The sequence below is a fragment of the Streptococcus sp. 27098_8_12 genome (assembly GCF_041432115.1).
GTDB lineage: Bacteria > Bacillota > Bacilli > Lactobacillales > Streptococcaceae > Streptococcus > Streptococcus parasanguinis_V.
The window spans coordinates 116,647-136,054 of the sequence record NZ_JAPVZA010000002.1; the positions used below are offsets into that span (position 1 = coordinate 116,647).

Genomic DNA, 19,408 nt, shown 5'->3' on the forward strand with positions numbered 1-19,408 from the left:
TATTTAGAACAATTCAAGTGCAATCATGGTTGTCATGGTTGCATCGTAATAGTTGTTCAGAGGTAGATCTTGTGTAAAGATATACTTGTTCTGTTGAACCAACTTCAAATAACCTTTTTCATGTTCAGAGGCATAGACAATCGGTGCCAAAAAACTTGCTGCCTGATGATTGTTCAAGGCCTTCCCTTTCAAATCATAACCTGCATACAGATTTCTTTGACTCTTGAAAAAGTTAAGCATCTTTTTCAGCAATTGTTGACTGGTTTTGTCCTTACTTTGAACAAGGTTGTATGGAAGGCGACAAGCGTTATACGAGTAGGCACCATCATACTTGGATTCAATCGTCTTGGGATCCGCTACGCGCGTTCCTTGCTCATCTACCCAGATGAAATCAGGTAGTAAACCTGTTTTGGTTTGGGAGCTGATCGTTTGGAGTTGCTGCAACATCTTTTCTTTGATATCCAACCACTTCGAATCTTTTGTCACTTCATAAAAGATCTGGAATTGCGCTGGCAATGTATCAGACGTCCGCATCAAATGATAAAACTCCGAGTCCTGATTGGCCCAATTCCCCACCGTTAACACACCGGTTTCTTCATTGTAGTTGTGTGCGAGAATATCTTCTAAAATCGCTTTGGCTTGAGCCTGGTAGTCTTTAGCTTGCTTTGGCCATTGCTGAGCGGCTTTTAGAAGAGCATAGGCGATGTAGAGGTCTCCATCTGTAGCATTATGATCCTCATCCTTTGCTTTCCCATTGCTGATGGTTTGTTTCCAAGACATCAATTGGGTACCTTCCAAGCGATGATTTAGATAATAGTGATAGAGTCGGTCAAAGTCTGCTTGTTGGGCTTGTCCTTTTTCGGCAGCTGCAACAGTAATGAGCATTCCATAACTTTGCGCCTCGGATAACACTACTGTTTGATTGCTATCATTGGTGGTTCGAACATAGGATTCTTTCCCTTTTGAAACAACAAAATGCTCATTCCACTGATGATAAATTCGATTTCGCATCTCCACTTTACTTCTCGTTCTCGCTAAAAACAAGGTCAAACAGAAAATGCAAAGGATGACTAGAAACCATACATATCTCATCTTTTTCGTTTTCATAATTTCTCCTATCCTGCGAATCGTTTTGTTTTAACCCATTTGGTTTCTTTCCGGTGCAATAGTTTATCCATCACAATCGAAGAGATGGCATCAATCGACACAATGATAAACAGTTGAGAATAGGTGAAATAGGCGGCCAAGGCCAACCAAATTTGCTTGGTAGTGGCTTGACCAAATTGTGAAGCAAGAGCTACATTAATCTGAAGCAGGTAAAGCCCAATCATCAAGATCCAATTGAAGAGCATCAATTGCGCAATGTAGATATTTTCTGAATCAAAGGCAAATGGAATTTGCACACCTGGCACCACTGTATGGATACACATGGCCAGAATATTGGCAAAAAAGATCAAGTCCGATAAGACGATGGCCGCATTAAACCAGAAGAAGACACAGGAATAGTTGGTCACTTCTAACTTCACGCGCCAATTTCCCTTACCAAATAAATGCTTGAAGTTGGAAAGAACCACTTCATAATTCCCTTTGGCCCAACGTTTCCGCTGCATATAGTAACTCTTCAGAGTCTCTGGCTCTTGTTGGAAGGCTTCTGAATTATAGGCTAGCGCAATCAACTTCCCACTTTGCATAATCTTGAAGGAAATATCCGTATCCTCAGTCAAGGCACCGTTTTTCCATCCTCCAATACTCTTGACAAATTCGGTTTGAATAATGAAGTTAGTTCCTGGAATCCGTCCAATCTTAAAGAGATGCCACATGCCCACATGGTGGACCCGTTGGGTGACAACAATCTCTTGGTTGATACAGCGGGTCAAGAAGTTTTGATTGGCATTCCGCGTTTTATTGCGGCCGAAAGAAGCCACATGACGTTCTGGATCTTTGAGGACTTCTTTCACAAGGAAATAAAGAGCATTTTTTTCAGGCATGGCATCTGCATCATAGACACAAATATAGTCTCCAGTCGCCATTGCCAAAGCGTCATTTAGCACACCGGCTTTTCCGCCTGTCCCACTTCGATTGATAATGGTCAAATCACGTCCTGCATACTCTGGCAATGCTTTAACCGCCAAACACTCTTCATAGGTGCGATCGGAACAATTATCCGCAAAGAGCAGTAATTCTACACGATCATGTGGGTAGTTCATATCAAGGATCGCTTTGGCTGTTTGTGCAATGACCACATCCTCATTATGGGCGGGTACGACGATCGTCACTTTTGGATAATAAGGAAGTGGATCCGTATTGACACGAAAATCACTGTGTTTAAACCAAAAATGAACGGCTGAAAAGAGGATTACTAAGCCCCAGGCTAAGGACAACCAAATCGAAATCAAGGCAATAATCATCACAATTTGACTAATCATGGTCCACCGCCTTAAAGTTTTTATTGACACGGCGGTAAATCACCGTATAAGCTACAAATAATACAATAAAGCACAAGGCAAAAAATACACTGATGCCTACAGCTATATTAAAAAATATATTTGTAAGAGACATGTTTTCCTCCTAATATTCCACAATAATATCTGTTTCAAGTTGACGTTTTAAGTAACGAATCATTTCTTTATAGCGATGGTATTTGGTTCGATTGGATTGATCCACTACAAGAAATCCTGACTGAAATTGGATGCCCTGAACCCCATCTTCTCCTTGGAAAACCAGTCCTTCCAACTGTGGTTTTAAGACCGTCATATAATCGCTCTTCAGATCCCGCTCACTATCAGATGATAAAATCAAGAAATTACCGTCTGATACATAATACAAGCTTTCATTTGGCTTCAGATGATGCGTTAACAAATAGTTGATTTGGTTCAAGGTCCGATTGTACTCTCTCGGTTGCAATTGGAAGAACAATTCCTCGTGCGACCAGTGAATGAGCAAGGCCTGAATCGTATCATTGGTTTGTCCGCCATAAGAAGCGATGCGGTTGCGGTAATCTGCGTAAGCTTCTGCCTCTTGATCCTTCACTTTTGCAATCTCTTTAAAGAGGTGATAGCGAATTCGGGTCAAGATTCCAATCAAGATCGGAAAACTAAAGAGCAAGAGCAAGGCTTGATGAAATGGGATATAGACAACACCCGCCACCAAAAAGACAATCCCAAGGGCAAATGACAACAGGATGGTCCATGTCAACAATAAATCCGATAAAACAATAGCAGCAAATAATCCTAAAACAAAGAACAAGCCTTCTTCAATCAGAATCTCTCTTGCAAAAAACAAGCAGTAAAGTAAAAGAAGTACTTCGAAAACAATCAAAATCAGCAACCATCTACTTAACTTTTCCGTTTTTTTCATTTATTCTTTCTCTCCCTCATGAAATTCTTCGGCAGCCTCTCCCTGGCCAAAGTAATGTTTAATAGCTTGTACGATTCGCTCAGATGCTCTTCCATCCCCATAAGGATTTCGCGCATTCGCCATTTCTAGATAAAGATGTTCATTGGTTAAGAGCTCTGTCATCGTAGATTTGACGACGGTAGGATCCGTTCCAACTAATTTCAAGGTCCCTGCTTTGACCCCTTCTGGGCGTTCCGTTGTATCGCGCAATACCAATACCGGTTTTCCTAATGATGGCGCCTCCTCTTGCACCCCACCTGAATCCGACATGATAAAGTAACTTCTAGAAGCTAAATTGTGGAAATCCAGCACATCTAGAGGCTCAATGAGGTGGATCCGATCATGTTCTCCTAATAGATCGTTTGCCGCCTCTTGGACCGCTGGACTAAGATGCACTGGGTAAACCACTTCAATAGTCGGTTCTTGATCCACCATTTCTCTCAGAGCTCCAAAGACCGCTCGCATGGGTTGGCCTTGATTTTCTCTTCGATGCATGGTGACCAGGATGACTTTTTTATCTGGATCCAATTGATCTAACACTTCGTGGTGATAGTCCTCTTGAACCGTGAGTTTCAACGCATCAATGGCAGTATTTCCCGTCACTACAATAGAGGATTCCGGATGATTTTCTTTTAAGAGATTGGCCTTACTTTCGCCTGTCGGCGCAAAATACAGATCCGCTAAATCATCCGTCATTTGACGGTTCATCTCTTCTGGATACGGTGAATATTTATCAAAGGTTCTCAAACCAGCTTCGACGTGACCAATGCGGACTTGATTGTAAAAGGCAACCAGACTCGCCGCAAAGGTGGTTGTCGTATCTCCATGGACGAGCACCATATCCGGCTTTTCTTTTTTGATAACTGGATCTAATTGATTCAGAATTTTAGAGGTAATGTCCAATAAGGTCTGGCTTTTTCCCATAATATCCAAATCGTAATCAGGTACGATGTTAAAGGTTTCTAAGACCTGGTCCAGCATTTGACGGTGCTGGGCAGTGACCACTGTGATGGTCTCAATAACCTCCTTTTGTTTTTGCAACTCCAATACCAAAGGGGCCATTTTGATGGCCTCCGGTCGGGTTCCAAACACAACCATAATTTTCAATTTTCCCATAAACTTCTCCCGTTGACATGCATGTAATTCAACATTTTTTTAATTTGTGTACATCTTTTTTCATTCTACCGCCAATGACTTTAAATGTCAAACCGATTTTGGGTTTTATAAAGAAATTACTAATAGTTAGTCATTTTATTATTTTGGTGTTTAGAATACATATCCATATAATCACTAATTGTAAGTATTTACAGCATGGCTTCTACCGGGCTAATATTTTTGGTAAAAAAACAATTCAATAATTATACAATTATTTTTCAAATAACAAATTTTTATTATTTTTTCAAAAAAAAAAAAAAAGCCGGAACTTGTAGTTCCGACTTATTTTCTTATTTTTCTACGACTTCAGCTGTTTGAACTTCATCGACTGTTCCATCTGTTAATGGCACTTCTTCGATGATTTCAACTTCATTGACTGCTTGTGGTTCCAAGTTACGGTAACGAGCCATACCTGTACCTGCAGGAATAATCTTACCAATGATAACATTTTCCTTAAGTCCAAGGAGATGGTCTTTCTTACCACGGATCGCTGCGTCAGTAAGGACACGAGTTGTTTCCTGGAAGGAAGCCGCTGACAAGAAACTGTTGGTTTCAAGAGAGGCTTTGGTAATTCCCATAAGGACTGGACGAGCAGTTGCAGGAACTCCACCAGAGATAAGGACATCCTTGTTGGCATCTGTAAAGTCTGTAATGTCCATCAGAGTACCCATGAGAAGGTCTGTATCTCCTGGATCCATGACACGTACTTTACGGATCATTTGACGCACCATTACCTCGATGTGTTTGTCGCCGATTTCTACCCCTTGGCTACGGTATACTTTTTGTACTTCCGCAAGAAGGTAAGTTTCAACAGACAAGACATCACGAACGGCAAGGAGACGTTTTGGTTGGATAGACCCTTCTGTCAGAGCCGCACCACGAGAGACTTGATCTCCCACTTCGACTTTCATGCGGGCAGTGTAAGGGACAACGTATTCGCCCTCACCAGTTGCTCCGCTAACAAAGACTTTCTTAGTGCGTGTAGAAGCATCTTCTTCGATGGCTGTGACTTCCCCTTTGACCTCAGTGATGACCGCTTCCCCTTTTGGATTACGGGCTTCAAAGATTTCTTGGACACGAGGAAGACCCTGAGTGATATCGGTATTTGAGGCAACACCACCCGTGTGGAAGGTACGCATGGTCAACTGTGTACCAGGTTCCCCGATAGATTGGGCAGCGATAGTTCCGACTGCTTCACCCACTTCAACCGCATCACCAGTCGCCAAGTTGATACCATAGCAGTGACGGCAGACACCATGACGGGTGTTACATGTAAAGACAGAGCGGATAGTGACTTCTTCAACACCAGCTTTGACAATTTCACGTGCTAGGTCTTCTGAAATCAAGGTATCTGGACCAACGATGACTTCACCTGTTTCAGGATGTTTAACAGATTTCTTGGTATAACGACCAGTCAAGCGTTCTTCGAGTGGCTCGATCATTTCCTTACCATCAGTAATGGCACGGATCACAAGTCCACGGTCTGTTCCACAGTCATCTTCACGGATAATGACGTCTTGGGCCACGTCAACCAAACGACGCGTCAAGTAACCTGAGTCGGCTGTCTTCAAGGCCGTATCGGTCATCCCTTTACGGGCACCGTGAGTTGAGAAGAACATTTCGAGTACTGACAAACCTTCGCGGAAGTTTGACAGGATTGGCAATTCCATGATCCGTCCGTTTGGAGCGGCCATCAAACCACGCATACCGGCAAGTTGCGAGAAGTTTGAAATGTTACCACGGGCTCCAGAGTCCATCATCATAACGATTGGGTTCTTCGGATCTTGGTTATCCACCAAGCGTTTTTCCAATTTCTCACGGGCTGCACGCCATTCAGCTGTAACGGCATTGTAGCGTTCGTCATCCGTGATCAAACCACGACGGAATTGTTTGGTGATTTGTTCCACACGTTTGTGAGATTCTTCAATAATTTCTGCCTTATCTTCAACGACCGGAATATCGGCAATCCCCACTGTCAAACCAGCAAGGGTTGAATGATGATAACCCAAGTCTTTCAAGCGGTCCAAGAATGCAGAAGTTTCAGTTGTACGGAAGCGTTTGAAGATTTCTGCGATGATATTTCCAAGATTTTTCTTCTTGAATGGAACGTTTAATTCCAATTTCTCAATCGCTGCTTTGACATCTTGACCAGGCTCCAAGAAGTACTTAGCTGGAACGCCTTCTGTCAAGTTGGCATTATTTGGCTCTTGAAGGTATGGAAGTTCTGCAGGCATGATATCGTTAAAGAGGATCTTACCAACAGTTGTCAAGAGAATCTTGTGTTGTTGCGCTTCTGTCCATGGTTTGTTCAAGCTATCTGTCGCAATTCCGACACGGGTATGCAAGTGAACATAGCCATTGCGAAGGGCCATGACCGCTTCATCACGGTCTTTAAAGACCATGCCTTCGCCTTCACGACCAGCTTCTTCCATAGTGAGGTAGTAGTTCCCCAATACCATATCCTGAGATGGAGTAACAACTGGTTTACCGTCTTTTGGATTCAAGATGTGCTCAGCAGCCAACATCAAGATACGAGCTTCTGCTTGAGCTTCTTCTGAAAGCGGTACGTGGATGGCCATTTGGTCCCCGTCAAAGTCGGCATTATAGGCTTCACAGACAAGTGGGTGCAAGCGAAGGGCTTTCCCGTCAATCAATACAGGTTCAAAAGCTTGGATCCCCAAACGGTGAAGGGTCGGTGCGCGGTTCAAGAGAACTGGGTGTTCTTTGATCACTTCTTCTAGGATATCCCAGATGCGTTCATCTCCACGTTCAACCAAGCGTTTTGCAGCTTTAACGTTTTGTACGATATCACGCGCAACGATTTCACGCATCACGAATGGTTTGAAGAGCTCGATCGCCATTTCACGTGGCACACCACATTGGTACATCTTAAGAGTTGGACCAACGGCGATAACGGAACGTCCTGAGAAGTCCACCCGTTTACCGAGCAAGTTTTGACGGAAGCGTCCTTGTTTCCCTTTGAGCATGTGGCTCAATGATTTGAGTGGACGGCTACCTGGCCCTGTGATTGGACGACCACGACGACCGTTATCGATCAATGCATCAACGGCTTCTTGGAGCATCCGTTTTTCGTTTTGCACGATGATACCAGGGGCATTCAACTCAAGCAAACGTGCCAAACGGTTGTTCCGGTTGATCACACGGCGGTAAAGGTCGTTCAAGTCAGAGGCAGCAAAACGGCCACCATCCAATTGGACCATCGGACGAAGATCTGGTGGAATAACTGGAAGAATGTTGAGAACCATCCATTCTGGCTTGTTACCAGATTTGTAGAAAGCATCCAAGACATCCAAACGACGAACAGCCTTCACACGTTTTTGACCAGTTGCAGTCTTCAATTCTTCTTTCAAGAGAGCAATTTCAGCTTCCAAATCCACTTGTTTCAAGAGGTCTTGGATCGCTTCTGCACCCATCTTAGCTACAAAGGAACCTGGTCCGTATTCACGCAAGCGTTCACGGTATTCACGTTCCGTCATGATGGATTTGTGCTCAAGTGGTGTATCTTTTGGATCGATCACCACATAAGCTGCGAAGTAAATGACTTCTTCAAGGGCACGAGGGCTCATATCCAAAGTCAATCCCATACGAGAAGGGATGCCTTTGAAGTACCAGATGTGTGATACAGGAGCTTTCAACTCGATGTGTCCCATACGTTCACGACGAACCTTGGCACGTGTTACTTCAACCCCACAGCGGTCACAAACGATCCCTTTGTAACGGATCCGTTTGTATTTCCCACACGCACATTCCCAGTCTTTTGTAGGTCCAAAGATGACTTCATCAAAGAGACCTTCACGTTCTGGTTTCAATGTACGGTAGTTGATTGTTTCAGGTTTCTTGACCTCTCCATAAGACCATGAACGGACCTTGCTTGGAGAAGCTAGGGTGATTTGCATACTTTTAAAACGATTTACATCAACCACTATTTCTTACCTTTCCTTGTTTTCATACTTGTTTCATTTGAATACAGCTTAGGTGGGGGAAGAAAGGAAACTTTCTTGCCACCTCCTTGTATCTGTATCTTGTTATCGAATCATCCTGTCAGAAGCATTGGTTTCTCACAAGACAATCATTTTTACTGATTATTTTTCTGATTCTTCAGCATCAAAGGCTGCTTTTGCTTCCTTGGCTGCTTTTTCACGTGCTTTTTCAAGGTCATCCACATGAATCACATCATCGTCTTCCCCTTCATCGAGGTCACGAAGTTCCACTTCTTGATCATCTTCGTCCAAGACACGCATGTCAAGACCAAGAGATTGCAATTCTTTGACAAGAACGCGGAAGGATTCTGGTACACCTGGTTTTGGAATTGGTTTACCTTTGGTAATCGCTTCATAAGCTTTCAAACGTCCGTTGACATCATCTGACTTGTAAGTCAAGATTTCTTGAAGGACATTTGATGCACCATAAGCCTCAAGGGCCCACACTTCCATTTCCCCGAAACGTTGTCCACCAAACTGAGCTTTCCCTCCGAGTGGTTGTTGGGTAACCATTGAGTATGGTCCAACTGAACGGGCATGGAGTTTATCATCAACCATGTGGTGAAGCTTGATCATGTACATGACACCGACAGAGACACGGTTGTCAAATGGCTCACCTGTACGTCCATCGTAAAGAATGGTCTTGGCATCGCTATCCATACCAGCTTCTTTTACAGTATCCCAGAGGTCTTCTGAGCTTGCTCCGTCAAAGACTGGTGTTGCGATGTGGATACCCAAGTTACGAGCGGCCATACCAAGGTGAAGTTCCATAACCTGACCGATATTCATACGTGATGGCACCCCAAGAGGGTTCAACATGATATCAACTGGTGTACCGTCTGGAAGGTAAGGCATGTCTTCAACTGGAACAATACGAGACACAACCCCTTTGTTTCCGTGACGACCGGCCATCTTATCTCCGACGCGGATCTTGCGTTTTTGTGCGATGTAAACACGAACCAACATGTTGACACCCGATTGCAATTCATCTCCGTTTGCACGTGTAAAGATCTTAACATCGCGAACGACTCCATCTCCACCGTGAGGTACACGAAGAGAAGTATCCCGCACTTCACGAGATTTATCTCCAAAGATCGCGTGAAGGAGACGTTCTTCAGCAGAAAGGTCTTTTTCACCCTTCGGTGTTACCTTACCGACAAGGATATCGCCTTCTTTTACTTCCGCACCAATACGGATAATACCTGTTTCATCTAAGTCACGAAGAGCATCTTCCCCAACGTTTGGAATTTCACGGGTAATTTCTTCAGGGCCTAATTTGGTATCGCGTGTTTCTGATTCGAATTCTTCCAAGTGAACAGATGTGTAGACATCTTCTTTCACCAAGCGTTCGCTCATGATAACGGCATCCTCGAAGTTATACCCTTCCCAAGTCATGTAAGCGACGATTGGGTTTTGACCAAGGGCCATTTCCCCTTTTTCCATCGATGGACCGTCAGCGATAAAGTCGCCTTTTTCAACGACATCGCCAACTTTTACAAGGGTACGTTGGTTGTAAGCCGTACCTGAGTTTGAACGACGGAATTTTTGGATATGGTAAACATCAAGAGATCCATCTTCCCGACGAACTTCTACCTTGTCTGCATCTGCATAAGTAACTTTACCATCGTGTTGAGCAATGACTGCAGCTCCTGAGTCATGGGCTGCTTGGTATTCCATACCAGTCCCCACATAAGGGGCTTTTGGATCGATCAATGGCACAGCCTGACGTTGCATGTTGGCACCCATGAGGGCACGGTTGGAGTCATCGTTTTCCAAGAAAGGAATACATGCTGTCGCAACGGCAACTACTTGTTTTGGAGATACGTCCATGTAGTCGACTTGATCAGATGGGAATTCTTGGTTGTTACCACGGTGACGTCCCATAACGATTGGCTCAGCAAAGCCACCTTTTTCGTTCAACTTAGAGTTGGCCTGAGCAACGATGTACTCATCTTCTTCATCGGCTGTCAACCAAACGATTTCGTTGGTGACTACACCTTTTTCACGGTCCACTTTACGGTATGGCGTTTGGATGAAACCATATTTGTTCAAGTGTCCGTAGGATGACAAGTTGTTGATCAAACCGATGTTTGGTCCTTCAGGTGTTTCGATTGGACACATACGACCATAGTGGGTATAGTGCACGTCACGCACTTCATATCCAGCGCGGTCACGTGTCAAACCACCAGGCCCTAAGGCAGACAAACGACGTTTGTGAGACAACTCAGAAAGTGGGTTGTGTTGGTCCATGAACTGTGACAATTGGGAAGATCCAAAGAATTCTTTAATTGCCGCAGTTACTGGACGGATGTTGATGATTTGTTGTGGTGTCAAGACATCGTTATCTTGTACAGACATCCGTTCGCGAACGTTTCGTTCCATCCGTGAAAGTCCAAGACGCACTTGGTTGGCAAGCAATTCACCAACGGCACGAATCCGACGGTTTCCAAGGTGGTCGATATCATCTACACGGCCAAGACCTTCTGCAAGGTTCAAGAAATAGCTCATTTCTGCCAAGATATCTGCTGGAGTTACGATGCGTACTTTGTCAGATGGGTTGGCATTCCCGATGATAGTGACAACGCGGTCTGGATCTGTTGGAGCGACAACTTTGAACTTTTGCAATTCAACTGGTTCTGTCAAAACAGCAGCATCATTTGGAATGTAGGTGATTTTGTTCAAACCGTTATCCAATTGTTCAGAGATGCTGTCGATGACATCGCGCGTCATAACAGTACCAGCTTCTACAAGGATTTCCCCTGTTTCAGCATCTACCAATGGTTCTGCGATTGTTTGGTTCAACAAGCGGTTCTTGATATTGAGTTTCTTGTTGATCTTGTAGCGACCAACTGGTGCCAAGTCATAACGACGTGGATCAAAGAAACGAGCTACCAACAAGCTACGTGAGCTTTCCGCTGTTTTTGGTTCACCTGGACGAAGACGCTCGTAGATTTCTTTGAGGGCTTCATCTGTCCGTGAATCCATTGGATTTTTGTGGATATCTTTTTCGATGGTATTGCGAACCAATTCGCTGTCCCCAAAGATATCGATGATTTCATCATCTCCAGAGAATCCAAGAGCACGCACAAGCGTTGTAAATGGAATCTTACGTGTGCGGTCGATACGTGTGTAAGCAATGTCTTTTGAGTCGGTTTCAAGCTCTAACCAAGCCCCACGGTTAGGGATAACAGTTGATCCATAACCAACCTTACCATTCTTGTCCACCTTATCATTGAAGTAGACACCTGGTGAGCGGACCAACTGAGATACGATAATCCGTTCTCCACCATTGATGATGAAGGTTCCCATTTCAGTCATGATTGGGAAATCACCAAAGAAAACTTCTTGGGTCTTGATTTCACCTGTTTCTTTGTTGACCAAACGGAAGGTCACAAAGATTGGTGCTGAGTAGCTGGCATCGTGGATGCGCGCTTCTTCAAGCGAATACTTAGGTTCGCGGATTTCATAACCCACAAATTCCAATTCCATTGTATCCGTGAAGTTTGAGATGGGAAGCACATCTTCAAATACTTCCTTCAAGCCATGATCCAAGAAATCTTTGAATGAGTCTGTCTGGATTTCAATCAAGTTTGGTAAATCAAGAACCTCTTTGATTCTTGAAAAACTACGACGGGTCCGATGTTTCCCGTATTGAACGTCATGTCCTGCCAAAGTTTTTAGCTCCTTTTTCCATACTAGGATAGCTTGGTAAAATGACTTTCACCACCTATCCGGTTTTAACTACAATTGTGTGATTTGCATCACGTGAAGAGCTGTCTCTTCACCTCATTCGTCGCTTTTTGTAATTTTTAGAAAAATTAAATTTGTGTAACAAACTAGGATTTTCCTGAAAAATAGGCACAAAAAGAGCAGCTAAATCGACTTATTCAAGTAAGATTTAACTGCTGTAAGCTCTTATTTGGACAATATTTCAAATAAAGCACACGACAAATTAGTTATCACTATTATACCGTTTTTTGCTCCAAAAATCAAGGCTTTCTCTAGGTTTTCTACTGGATCAGACTAGCGTCGATTGCCACGATTTGAGCTGTTTCGATTTGAACTATTGCTGGATGAACTATTGGTTGTCGAATTGTTCTTATTATTCGACTGATTTCCACTGCTATTGCCGAGAATGGATGCCCAAGCACTTTGATAATCGCTATCCGATCCCCCGATGGCAAAGCGGTATTGAGTGGTTGGCGCTCCGTTTTTGGCCCAAAGGCTCGTCACCATTTGACCGCTCACATCGATATCCCGACCATTGACATTGACGCGGCCCGGTCTTTCACCAGTCGATTTGAGCACTTCAGAGCGGATCACACTCTTATCGAGAGTGAATTTATCCTGAATCCCAAAGAGACTTGGATCTGCTTGGTAAATTGCATTCGCCAACTGCGCCATGTATTGGGCATTGTTGTTGTATCCAGTCAAGGTCTGCATGGAAGCATTGTTGTCATGACCGATCCAACCTCCTAAAGAAACATTAGGGGTGGACAGCATCAACCACATATCTCCATTTGAGTTAGTGGTACCGGTTTTTCCAATCCAGTCTGCACCTGCCAGCGTTGGGTTGACTTGGCTAATCCGTGACTTAAAGGTCGTTGTTGCACCAGACGTAATAACCCCGCGCAAGAGATCCTGCATAATCGTTGCCGTTGCTGGAGAGTAGACACGAACTGGATCTGCCTCGTGCTTGTAGACTACATCCCCATCTCGATCAATGATTTGCTCTACCATGTAGCGTTTGAGGTAGTTCCCATTGTTAGCAATGGTTTGGAAACCATTGGTATGTTGGGCAACAGTGACCTCAATTCCTCCCCCCATCGGCAGACTCTCAATGCCATATTCAGGGATATCATAGCCCATTTTCTTCATGTAGGATGGGACATCCACACCTTTTTCACGAAGAGTCCGGTAAGTCCAGTAAGCTGGAATATTCCATGAGGTATTGAGGGCCTCACGGAGATCCATCATGGCTGTCCCTCGGCTATCCACGTGCATGATTGGCTCACCACTTGAGAAATTAGTCGGATAGTTAGAAAGGATGCTATTGCTTCCCATCAAGCCTTGGTCGATGGCAATCCCATAGGCCAACAGAGGTTTGATAGTAGACCCTGGGGAACGCTCTGTATCAAAGGCATGGTTGTTTTGGTTGCCGTCAAAATTTCGTCCACCGATAAATCCTAAAACCGCACCTGTTCGGTTGTCCATAAGGGCATTCCCAACTTCTACAAGACCCGTTCCATCATCCAAGACGCTTCCAAAATTCGCGACTGCAGCCTGCATCGCATTGTGAACCGGTTTGTTAATAGTGGTTTGGATCGTGTAACCACCTTCGCGCAACTCACTCTCAGCTAATTCTTGATAAGCCTTGACGGTTTCATTATTTTTCAGGTCTTGCTTGGTTACATTGTCCCGCTTGATCAAGTAATCATACATGGCCTCTTTTGCTTCTGCCATTGCTTGGAAGTAGAGGTAGTCATGCGGTGTTTTCTCGATGCCATCTGGAGCAATGAAGTCTTTGGTCAAGTCGTACTGAGCATAGGTTTCGTAGTCTTTTTTCGATAAGGCTCCCGTCCGGTACATATTGAACAAGACATCTTTGGCACGCGCCAAACCTAACTCGAGGTTCTCCTTGCTCTTTAGGCTACCGTCTGCAGCATAAGGAGAGTAGACAATCGGACTCTGTGGCAAGCCAGCGATAAAGGCTGCTTGTGGAACAGACAAGTCTTTCGCAGAGACGCCAAAGATCCCTTGAGCCGCGGCTTCCACACCTGCAATATTTTGTCCCCGATTGTTTCGTCCAAAAGGCGAGACGTTTAAGTAGGTGGTTAGGATTTCGTTTTTATCCATTCCCCTCTCTAAAGCTAGGGCATCGACAATCTCTGTCGCCTTACGAGTAAAGGTGGGAGCGTCTCCTACGACTTGCTGTTTGATCAACTGCTGGGTTAAGGTCGATCCCCCACTAGAGGAACCCACACCGGCTACGGATCCAAGTGTTGCCCGAAGAACGGCTTTAGGTACAACCCCCTTGTGGCTTTCAAAATTCTCATCCTCAGTAGCGATCACAGCCTTCTTGACATTATCTGAAATGGCGTCTCCTGCGACTGGCGTGCGGATCAAATCACTGTCCACTTCTGCAATCAAGCTCTTATCGGAATAAGTCAGTTTTGAAACACTGCTGACGTTGCGGACCTGCTGGACCAATTCTTCTGTCTTTGGAACCTTGACATTGCTAAAGAGGCTCGCCGCATAACCAATCCCGATCCCTGCACCAAATAAAAAGAGGCACACGAACAGGGCGATCATGACATCCCACAAGAGTTTGAGGGTCCTCAAAAATGTCGCAAAAATATCGCCGACAGACCAGCTACTTTCCTCATTTTTTTCCTTATTCGGAGTTTCTGTATACATCTTTGCAAAGAATTTTTGGACTTTCTTCCAAAACTCTTGCAGCTTCTCTTTTAATTGATTCACTGATTCTTTCTCCTTGTTCCCTATATTATAGCAGATTAGGCCCTTTGTTTTCAATCACAAGAGCGTAGAAATCGTCACTCATTCTTCCTGGGTAAGGACAAGAAAATGATGGGAACCATTGCCATTTCCGTGGTTTATGGTAGAATAGAGAAATGAATAAACTTATAAAGGAGAAAAGACACATGCACATTTTTGATGAGCTAAAAGAGCGTGGTTTGGTATTTCAAACGACGGATGAAGAAGCCTTACGCAAAGCACTGGAAGAAGGTCAGGTTTCTTATTATACTGGTTATGATCCAACTGCTGACAGCCTTCACCTTGGTCACTTGGTTGCCATCTTGACGAGCCGTCGCCTTCAACTAGCAGGCCACAAACCTTATGCGCTCGTTGGCGGTGCGACTGGTCTCATTGGTGATCCGTCCTTCAAAGATGCTGAACGTAGTCTCCAAACAAAAGAAACTGTACAAGAATGGGTTCGCTCCATTCAAGGGCAATTGTCTCGTTTCCTCGATTTTGAAAATGGTGACAATAAAGCCGAAATGGTCAACAACTACGATTGGTTCGGAAGCATTAGCTTTATTGACTTCCTTCGTGATGTCGGAAAATACTTTACAGTCAATGCTATGATGAGTAAAGAATCTGTTAAAAAACGGATTGAAACAGGGATTTCTTACACAGAGTTTGCCTACCAAATCATGCAAGGCTATGACTTCTACGTCCTCAACCAAGAACACAATGTAACCCTTCAAATCGGTGGATCTGACCAATGGGGAAACATGACAGCCGGTACTGAGTTGATGCGTCGTAAAGCAGATAAAACTGGTCATGTTATGACTGTGCCTTTGATCACAGATGCAACTGGTAAGAAATTCGGTAAATCAGAAGGTAATGCGGTCTGGCTCAATGCAGACAAAACATCTCCATACGAAATGTACCAATTCTGGATGAATGTGATGGACGCCGACGCTGTGCGCTTCTTGAAGATCTTCACTTTCTTGTCACTCGATGAAATCGAAGAGATTCGCAAACAGTTTGAGGCTGCTCCTCATGAACGCTTGGCTCAAAAGATCTTGGCGCGTGAAGTGGTCACCCTCGTTCACGGTGAAGAAGCTTACAAGGAAGCCCTCAACATCACGGAACAACTCTTTGCAGGAAACATCAAAAACCTTTCTGTCAAAGAACTCAAACAAGGACTTCGTGGTGTGCCAAACTACCAGGTCCAAGCAGAAGACAACCTCAACATCGTTGAACTCTTGGTCACAGCTGGTGTGGTCAATTCTAAACGCCAAGCCCGCGAAGATGTTCAAAACGGAGCTATCTACGTCAACGGCGAACGCATCCAAGACCTTGACTATGTCTTGAGCGATAGCGATAAATTAGAAAATGAATTGACCGTTATCCGTCGCGGTAAGAAAAAATACTTTGTTTTGACATATTAAGAAAGCAAAACCACGAAGTTCATACGAAACTTCGTGGTTTTCTTATATACTTTTTTCTGGGACTATTTCCCTTTTCTGCGATGCAACAAAGCTTGGTTAATTCGTTGAGTTTTTTTATGGAGCTGCCAAATCTGGTACAGCCAGATCAGGCCGTAAATGGCTAGAAAGATCAACCAAGGAATCGGGCTCCGTAAGGCTGTCCCCCAGCCAAAAAACAAGTAGGTTAATGCTAAGATGGCAGCTGTCACAACTAAATGCAAGGCCACACGCAAACTATAGGTCAAAAACTCTTCTTCCTCAAGAATGAATGTCAAGACTCCCATTGTCCCACTCATCAAAAAGATCGCCAGGATATTGCGGACATTTACAGCGGGATAGACGATGTTGGGATAGACATGGGATAATAACACCAAACACAAATAAAAGAAGGATCCTGTCCTCATACCAGATACAAAATAAGCTATAACTCGTTTCATCACTTTCTCCTACACCCCTAAATAATCCATCAAGGATTTGACATATTTCCGACTGACACTTGATTTTACTCCGCGTGTCAGTTTAGCCATCATATTGCCTGAAAAACTATCCGATAGCGATTCCAAATGGTCGATATTCATCACCGCGTGGCGGGATATCTGTAAAAAATTACGACGATTAATCCGATGTTGAAAATTTGTCAAAGTATCTCTGACGATGAACGTTTTGTCTGTCGTATAAATGGTTAGCTGATTCTTATCAATCTCGGCTAGAATAATGTCATCAATTTTCACCATGATCAAATGATCATCTGTTTTGATAGGGATCACTACTTGATTCACTGTCGAAAATTGTTCGAGATAGTCCATCACCTCTCGTGCTTGATCGGATAATTGCTTGGCTTGAATGACCACACAGGGGTCGTTTTCTGGGATATCCTGTTTTTCCTCAAAACGAATCTTCATTCCTACTCCAATTCTCACTTACTTTCTTTTATTCGATCTTTTTGCTAAGGAAACCCAAATCCCCAAAGCTAAAAGAATACCACCTAACACTATAAGGTATGTTTGTTCCTTTGTCAATAAGGCTTGCCATTTGAGCTGAACGCCCATTTTTTCTTGAAACTCTTGAAGAAGATTATCTTGACCTTTAAAGGTCTCATTTAATGCTTCTTTCATGAGTACTTGCCGATAAAGTGCAGCAATATAAGTTGCTGGAGTACATTTCATTAGTAGTTGTGCAAAATCAGGTAGAACACCTAAAGGTACATAAGTCCCTACCAAAAAACCAGAAGCTGTACCCACTATGGTCGAAAACTTCCCAAGACTGTCTACGGAATGGAAAAAATAAACAAAAATGGCATTCACCAAACTAGAAAGCAGGCTACTAAGCAGCATGATGTGGAGTACTTCAGGTAATAGAGAAAGGGTTGGAACTTCTCTAAAATAACCACACATCAGCACATACATAAGGGCCTGCATGAAAAAAGAGATGATGATTGCGCTCGTTAGATACGAAAATGGTAACCGCCACTTTCCTTGATCCGATAAATAAAGATCCTGATCTACTTGACGTTCACGATCCTTTACTAACTGAGTCAGGGCAGCCAGACTTGTCGTAATCCCTGTTACAGCCAGCGTCCCACTCATTAACCAATTATTTAACACAGGACCTCTATTGGGGAGTTGAGCCCAAGCATCTGTTAGATTTTTTTGAAGAAAAATAATATAGAGAACAAAGGAAATCAAGGCTCCCAACAGGGAGAAGAAAACTCCTGAACGATTTCTGAAGTACAATAAAAAATTTCGCTTTAGTAAGGCTAGCATTAGCGGACCTCCCTTCCTGTAAGTGCAATAAAGGCATCATCCATGGTCCCTGGACGAAACTCAAAATGGGCTATTCTATCTCTAACTTGCGCCAGGTAATCAATGGCTTCCCTTTCACTCTTGGGTTGAAAAATATACTCCAATTGACTTTGTTGCTCTACTGACATTCCCAAAGATTTGAGACTTTCTATCTGCTGTCTCTCCTTGAAACGAATCTTCAAGATGTTTTTTGCATATTGACTCTTAATATCTAGCGCCGATCCTTGAGCAATCACTTCCCCATGGTCCACAATATAAATTTGATCAGCTTCATCTGCTTCGTCAAGATAATGCGTGGTCAATACAACAGTCATTCCCTCTTCTCTCTGCAATTGATAGAGCAAATCCCAGATAGACTTCCGAGTTTGGATATCCAAACCTGTCGTTGGTTCGTCTAAGAACAGAATATCTGGTTGTGAGAGCAGGGCACGCGCAATGTCAACCCGACGCTTTTGGCCACCTGAAAGCGTTCCGTATTTCTGCTTTTGGAAAGCTGATAGGCCTAGCCGATCAATAAGATCAGACACACGATTTGATTTTAGGTCTTTGTACTGTCTCGCACGAATGGTCAGATTTTCTCTAACCGTTAGCATCTCATCTAAAACACTGGTTTGGAAGACCACACCAATTTTAGTACCTGGTTTATAGATGATTTCACCTTGCGTTGGTTGTTTCAAACCAATCAACATGGAAATCGTCGTTGATTTCCCCGCCCCATTTGGTCCTAGAATCGCATTAAAGGTTCCCTTTTCAAACTGTAAGTGAATATTGTTTACGGCTAAATGATTTCCATATCGTTTACTGATGTTTTTAGCTTGTAATATCATGTTCTCTCTCCTTTTGATAGAACCAGTCTAACAAAAAAGCCGCTTAAAAAATGGCTTTTGGGGATAAGTGGTCAAAATGAAGAGATGAGTGGCGAGATAGAAGAGATTAAAATGAGGAAAAAATTTATTGCAGCCATTCTTTTCCCCATTGATTCAAGTCCTTTAAAATCGGCATCAATGAATTGCCTTTTTCTATCAGCTCATATTCTGTTTGGTACTCTATTAGAGCATCGGTTGCTATCTAGAGGCTCTTTTGTTACACTACTAAT

At 43.6% G+C, this 19,408-nt stretch carries 13 protein-coding genes and 1 pseudogene; 1 reads left to right on the plus strand and 13 read right to left on the minus strand.

Annotated features, from left to right (window positions below; translation table 11 throughout):
* Nucleotides 1-3: 3 nt before the first annotated feature.
* The 8 genes from O3629_RS01395 to pbp1b all read right to left on the minus strand — a co-directional run bounded on the left by O3629_RS01395 (nucleotide 4) and on the right by pbp1b (nucleotide 15,032).
* Nucleotides 4-1,107 carry a glycosyl hydrolase family 8 gene (locus O3629_RS01395; protein WP_371608610.1) on the minus strand — a complete coding sequence of 368 codons (1,104 nt, stop codon included), beginning with the start codon at nucleotides 1,105-1,107 and terminating at the stop codon, nucleotides 4-6.
* A gap of 8 nt (nucleotides 1,108-1,115) precedes the next feature.
* Nucleotides 1,116-2,426 (minus strand): glycosyltransferase, encoded by a 1,311-nt coding sequence (locus tag O3629_RS01400; RefSeq protein ID WP_045758996.1) that lies wholly within the window; start codon nucleotides 2,424-2,426, stop codon nucleotides 1,116-1,118.
* Entirely contained in the window at nucleotides 2,419-2,559 is a 141-nt protein-coding gene (locus O3629_RS01405; protein ID WP_003004308.1) for a hypothetical protein, read from the minus strand. Before O3629_RS01405 ends, O3629_RS01400 begins: the two co-directional genes overlap by 8 nt.
* A 9-nt stretch (nucleotides 2,560-2,568) precedes the next feature.
* Nucleotides 2,569-3,357 (minus strand): hypothetical protein, encoded by a 789-nt coding sequence (locus tag O3629_RS01410; RefSeq protein WP_155168051.1) that lies wholly within the window; start codon nucleotides 3,355-3,357, stop codon nucleotides 2,569-2,571.
* Nucleotides 3,358-4,512 (minus strand): non-hydrolyzing UDP-N-acetylglucosamine 2-epimerase, encoded by a 1,155-nt coding sequence (gene wecB, locus O3629_RS01415; RefSeq protein WP_371608611.1) that lies wholly within the window; start codon nucleotides 4,510-4,512, stop codon nucleotides 3,358-3,360.
* A gap of 329 nt (nucleotides 4,513-4,841) precedes the next feature.
* A complete protein-coding gene (gene rpoC, locus O3629_RS01420) occupies nucleotides 4,842-8,495 on the minus strand; it encodes a DNA-directed RNA polymerase subunit beta' (protein ID WP_223345764.1) in 3,654 nt (1,217 codons plus the stop codon).
* Nucleotides 8,496-8,654: 159 nt separating this feature from the next.
* Nucleotides 8,655-12,224, minus strand: a complete 3,570-nt coding sequence (rpoB, locus tag O3629_RS01425) for a DNA-directed RNA polymerase subunit beta (RefSeq protein WP_049492125.1) — start codon at nucleotides 12,222-12,224, stop codon at nucleotides 8,655-8,657.
* Between the two features lie 351 nt (nucleotides 12,225-12,575).
* Nucleotides 12,576-15,032: a penicillin-binding protein PBP1B gene (pbp1b, locus tag O3629_RS01430; protein WP_371608612.1), complete on the minus strand. Its 2,457-nt coding sequence runs from the start codon at nucleotides 15,030-15,032 to the stop codon at nucleotides 12,576-12,578.
* A gap of 182 nt (nucleotides 15,033-15,214) precedes the next feature.
* Between pbp1b and tyrS the strand changes: the two genes are divergently transcribed.
* Nucleotides 15,215-16,471, plus strand: a complete 1,257-nt coding sequence (tyrS, locus tag O3629_RS01435) for a tyrosine--tRNA ligase (RefSeq protein WP_003004779.1) — start codon at nucleotides 15,215-15,217, stop codon at nucleotides 16,469-16,471.
* A gap of 62 nt (nucleotides 16,472-16,533) precedes the next feature.
* Here the strand turns inward: tyrS and O3629_RS01440 are convergent, their stop codons facing one another.
* The 5 genes and pseudogenes from O3629_RS01440 to O3629_RS01460 form a co-directional block, all read right to left on the minus strand.
* Nucleotides 16,534-16,947, minus strand: a complete 414-nt coding sequence (locus O3629_RS01440; RefSeq protein WP_003004151.1) for a DUF3021 domain-containing protein — start codon at nucleotides 16,945-16,947, stop codon at nucleotides 16,534-16,536.
* Nucleotides 16,948-16,956: 9 nt separating this feature from the next.
* On the minus strand, nucleotides 16,957-17,412 hold the full coding sequence (locus O3629_RS01445) for a LytTR family DNA-binding domain-containing protein (protein WP_003013710.1): 456 nt from the start codon (nucleotides 17,410-17,412) through the stop codon (nucleotides 16,957-16,959).
* Nucleotides 17,413-17,430: 18 nt separating this feature from the next.
* Nucleotides 17,431-18,273, minus strand: coding sequence for an ABC transporter permease (locus tag O3629_RS01450; RefSeq protein ID WP_049492112.1), 843 nt, complete (start codon nucleotides 18,271-18,273; stop codon nucleotides 17,431-17,433).
* Complete coding sequence (locus tag O3629_RS01455) at nucleotides 18,273-19,139, minus strand: ABC transporter ATP-binding protein (protein WP_045758988.1); 867 nt, start codon at nucleotides 19,137-19,139, stop codon at nucleotides 18,273-18,275. The genes O3629_RS01450 and O3629_RS01455 overlap by 1 nt, the downstream gene beginning before the upstream one ends.
* A gap of 124 nt (nucleotides 19,140-19,263) precedes the next feature.
* Nucleotides 19,264-19,350 (minus strand): annotated as a pseudogene (locus O3629_RS01460) (winged helix-turn-helix transcriptional regulator); the annotation flags it as partial.
* Nucleotides 19,351-19,408: the final 58 nt, after the last annotated feature.

Coding starts and splice junctions, on each gene's coding strand:
- O3629_RS01395 (WP_371608610.1), bottom strand. CDS start 1,107: ATGAAAACGAAAAAGATGAGATATGTATGGTTTCTAGTCATCCTTTGC.
- O3629_RS01455 (WP_045758988.1), bottom strand. CDS start 19,139: ATGATATTACAAGCTAAAAACATCAGTAAACGATATGGAAATCATTTA.
- O3629_RS01445 (WP_003013710.1), bottom strand. CDS start 17,412: ATGAAGATTCGTTTTGAGGAAAAACAGGATATCCCAGAAAACGACCCC.
- wecB (WP_371608611.1), bottom strand. CDS start 4,512: ATGGGAAAATTGAAAATTATGGTTGTGTTTGGAACCCGACCGGAGGCC.
- O3629_RS01450 (WP_049492112.1), bottom strand. CDS start 18,273: ATGCTAGCCTTACTAAAGCGAAATTTTTTATTGTACTTCAGAAATCGT.
- O3629_RS01405 (WP_003004308.1), bottom strand. CDS start 2,559: ATGTCTCTTACAAATATATTTTTTAATATAGCTGTAGGCATCAGTGTA.
- O3629_RS01440 (WP_003004151.1), bottom strand. CDS start 16,947: ATGAAACGAGTTATAGCTTATTTTGTATCTGGTATGAGGACAGGATCC.
- O3629_RS01400 (WP_045758996.1), bottom strand. CDS start 2,426: ATGATTAGTCAAATTGTGATGATTATTGCCTTGATTTCGATTTGGTTG.
- tyrS (WP_003004779.1), top strand. CDS start 15,215: ATGCACATTTTTGATGAGCTAAAAGAGCGTGGTTTGGTATTTCAAACG.
- O3629_RS01410 (WP_155168051.1), bottom strand. CDS start 3,357: ATGAAAAAAACGGAAAAGTTAAGTAGATGGTTGCTGATTTTGATTGTT.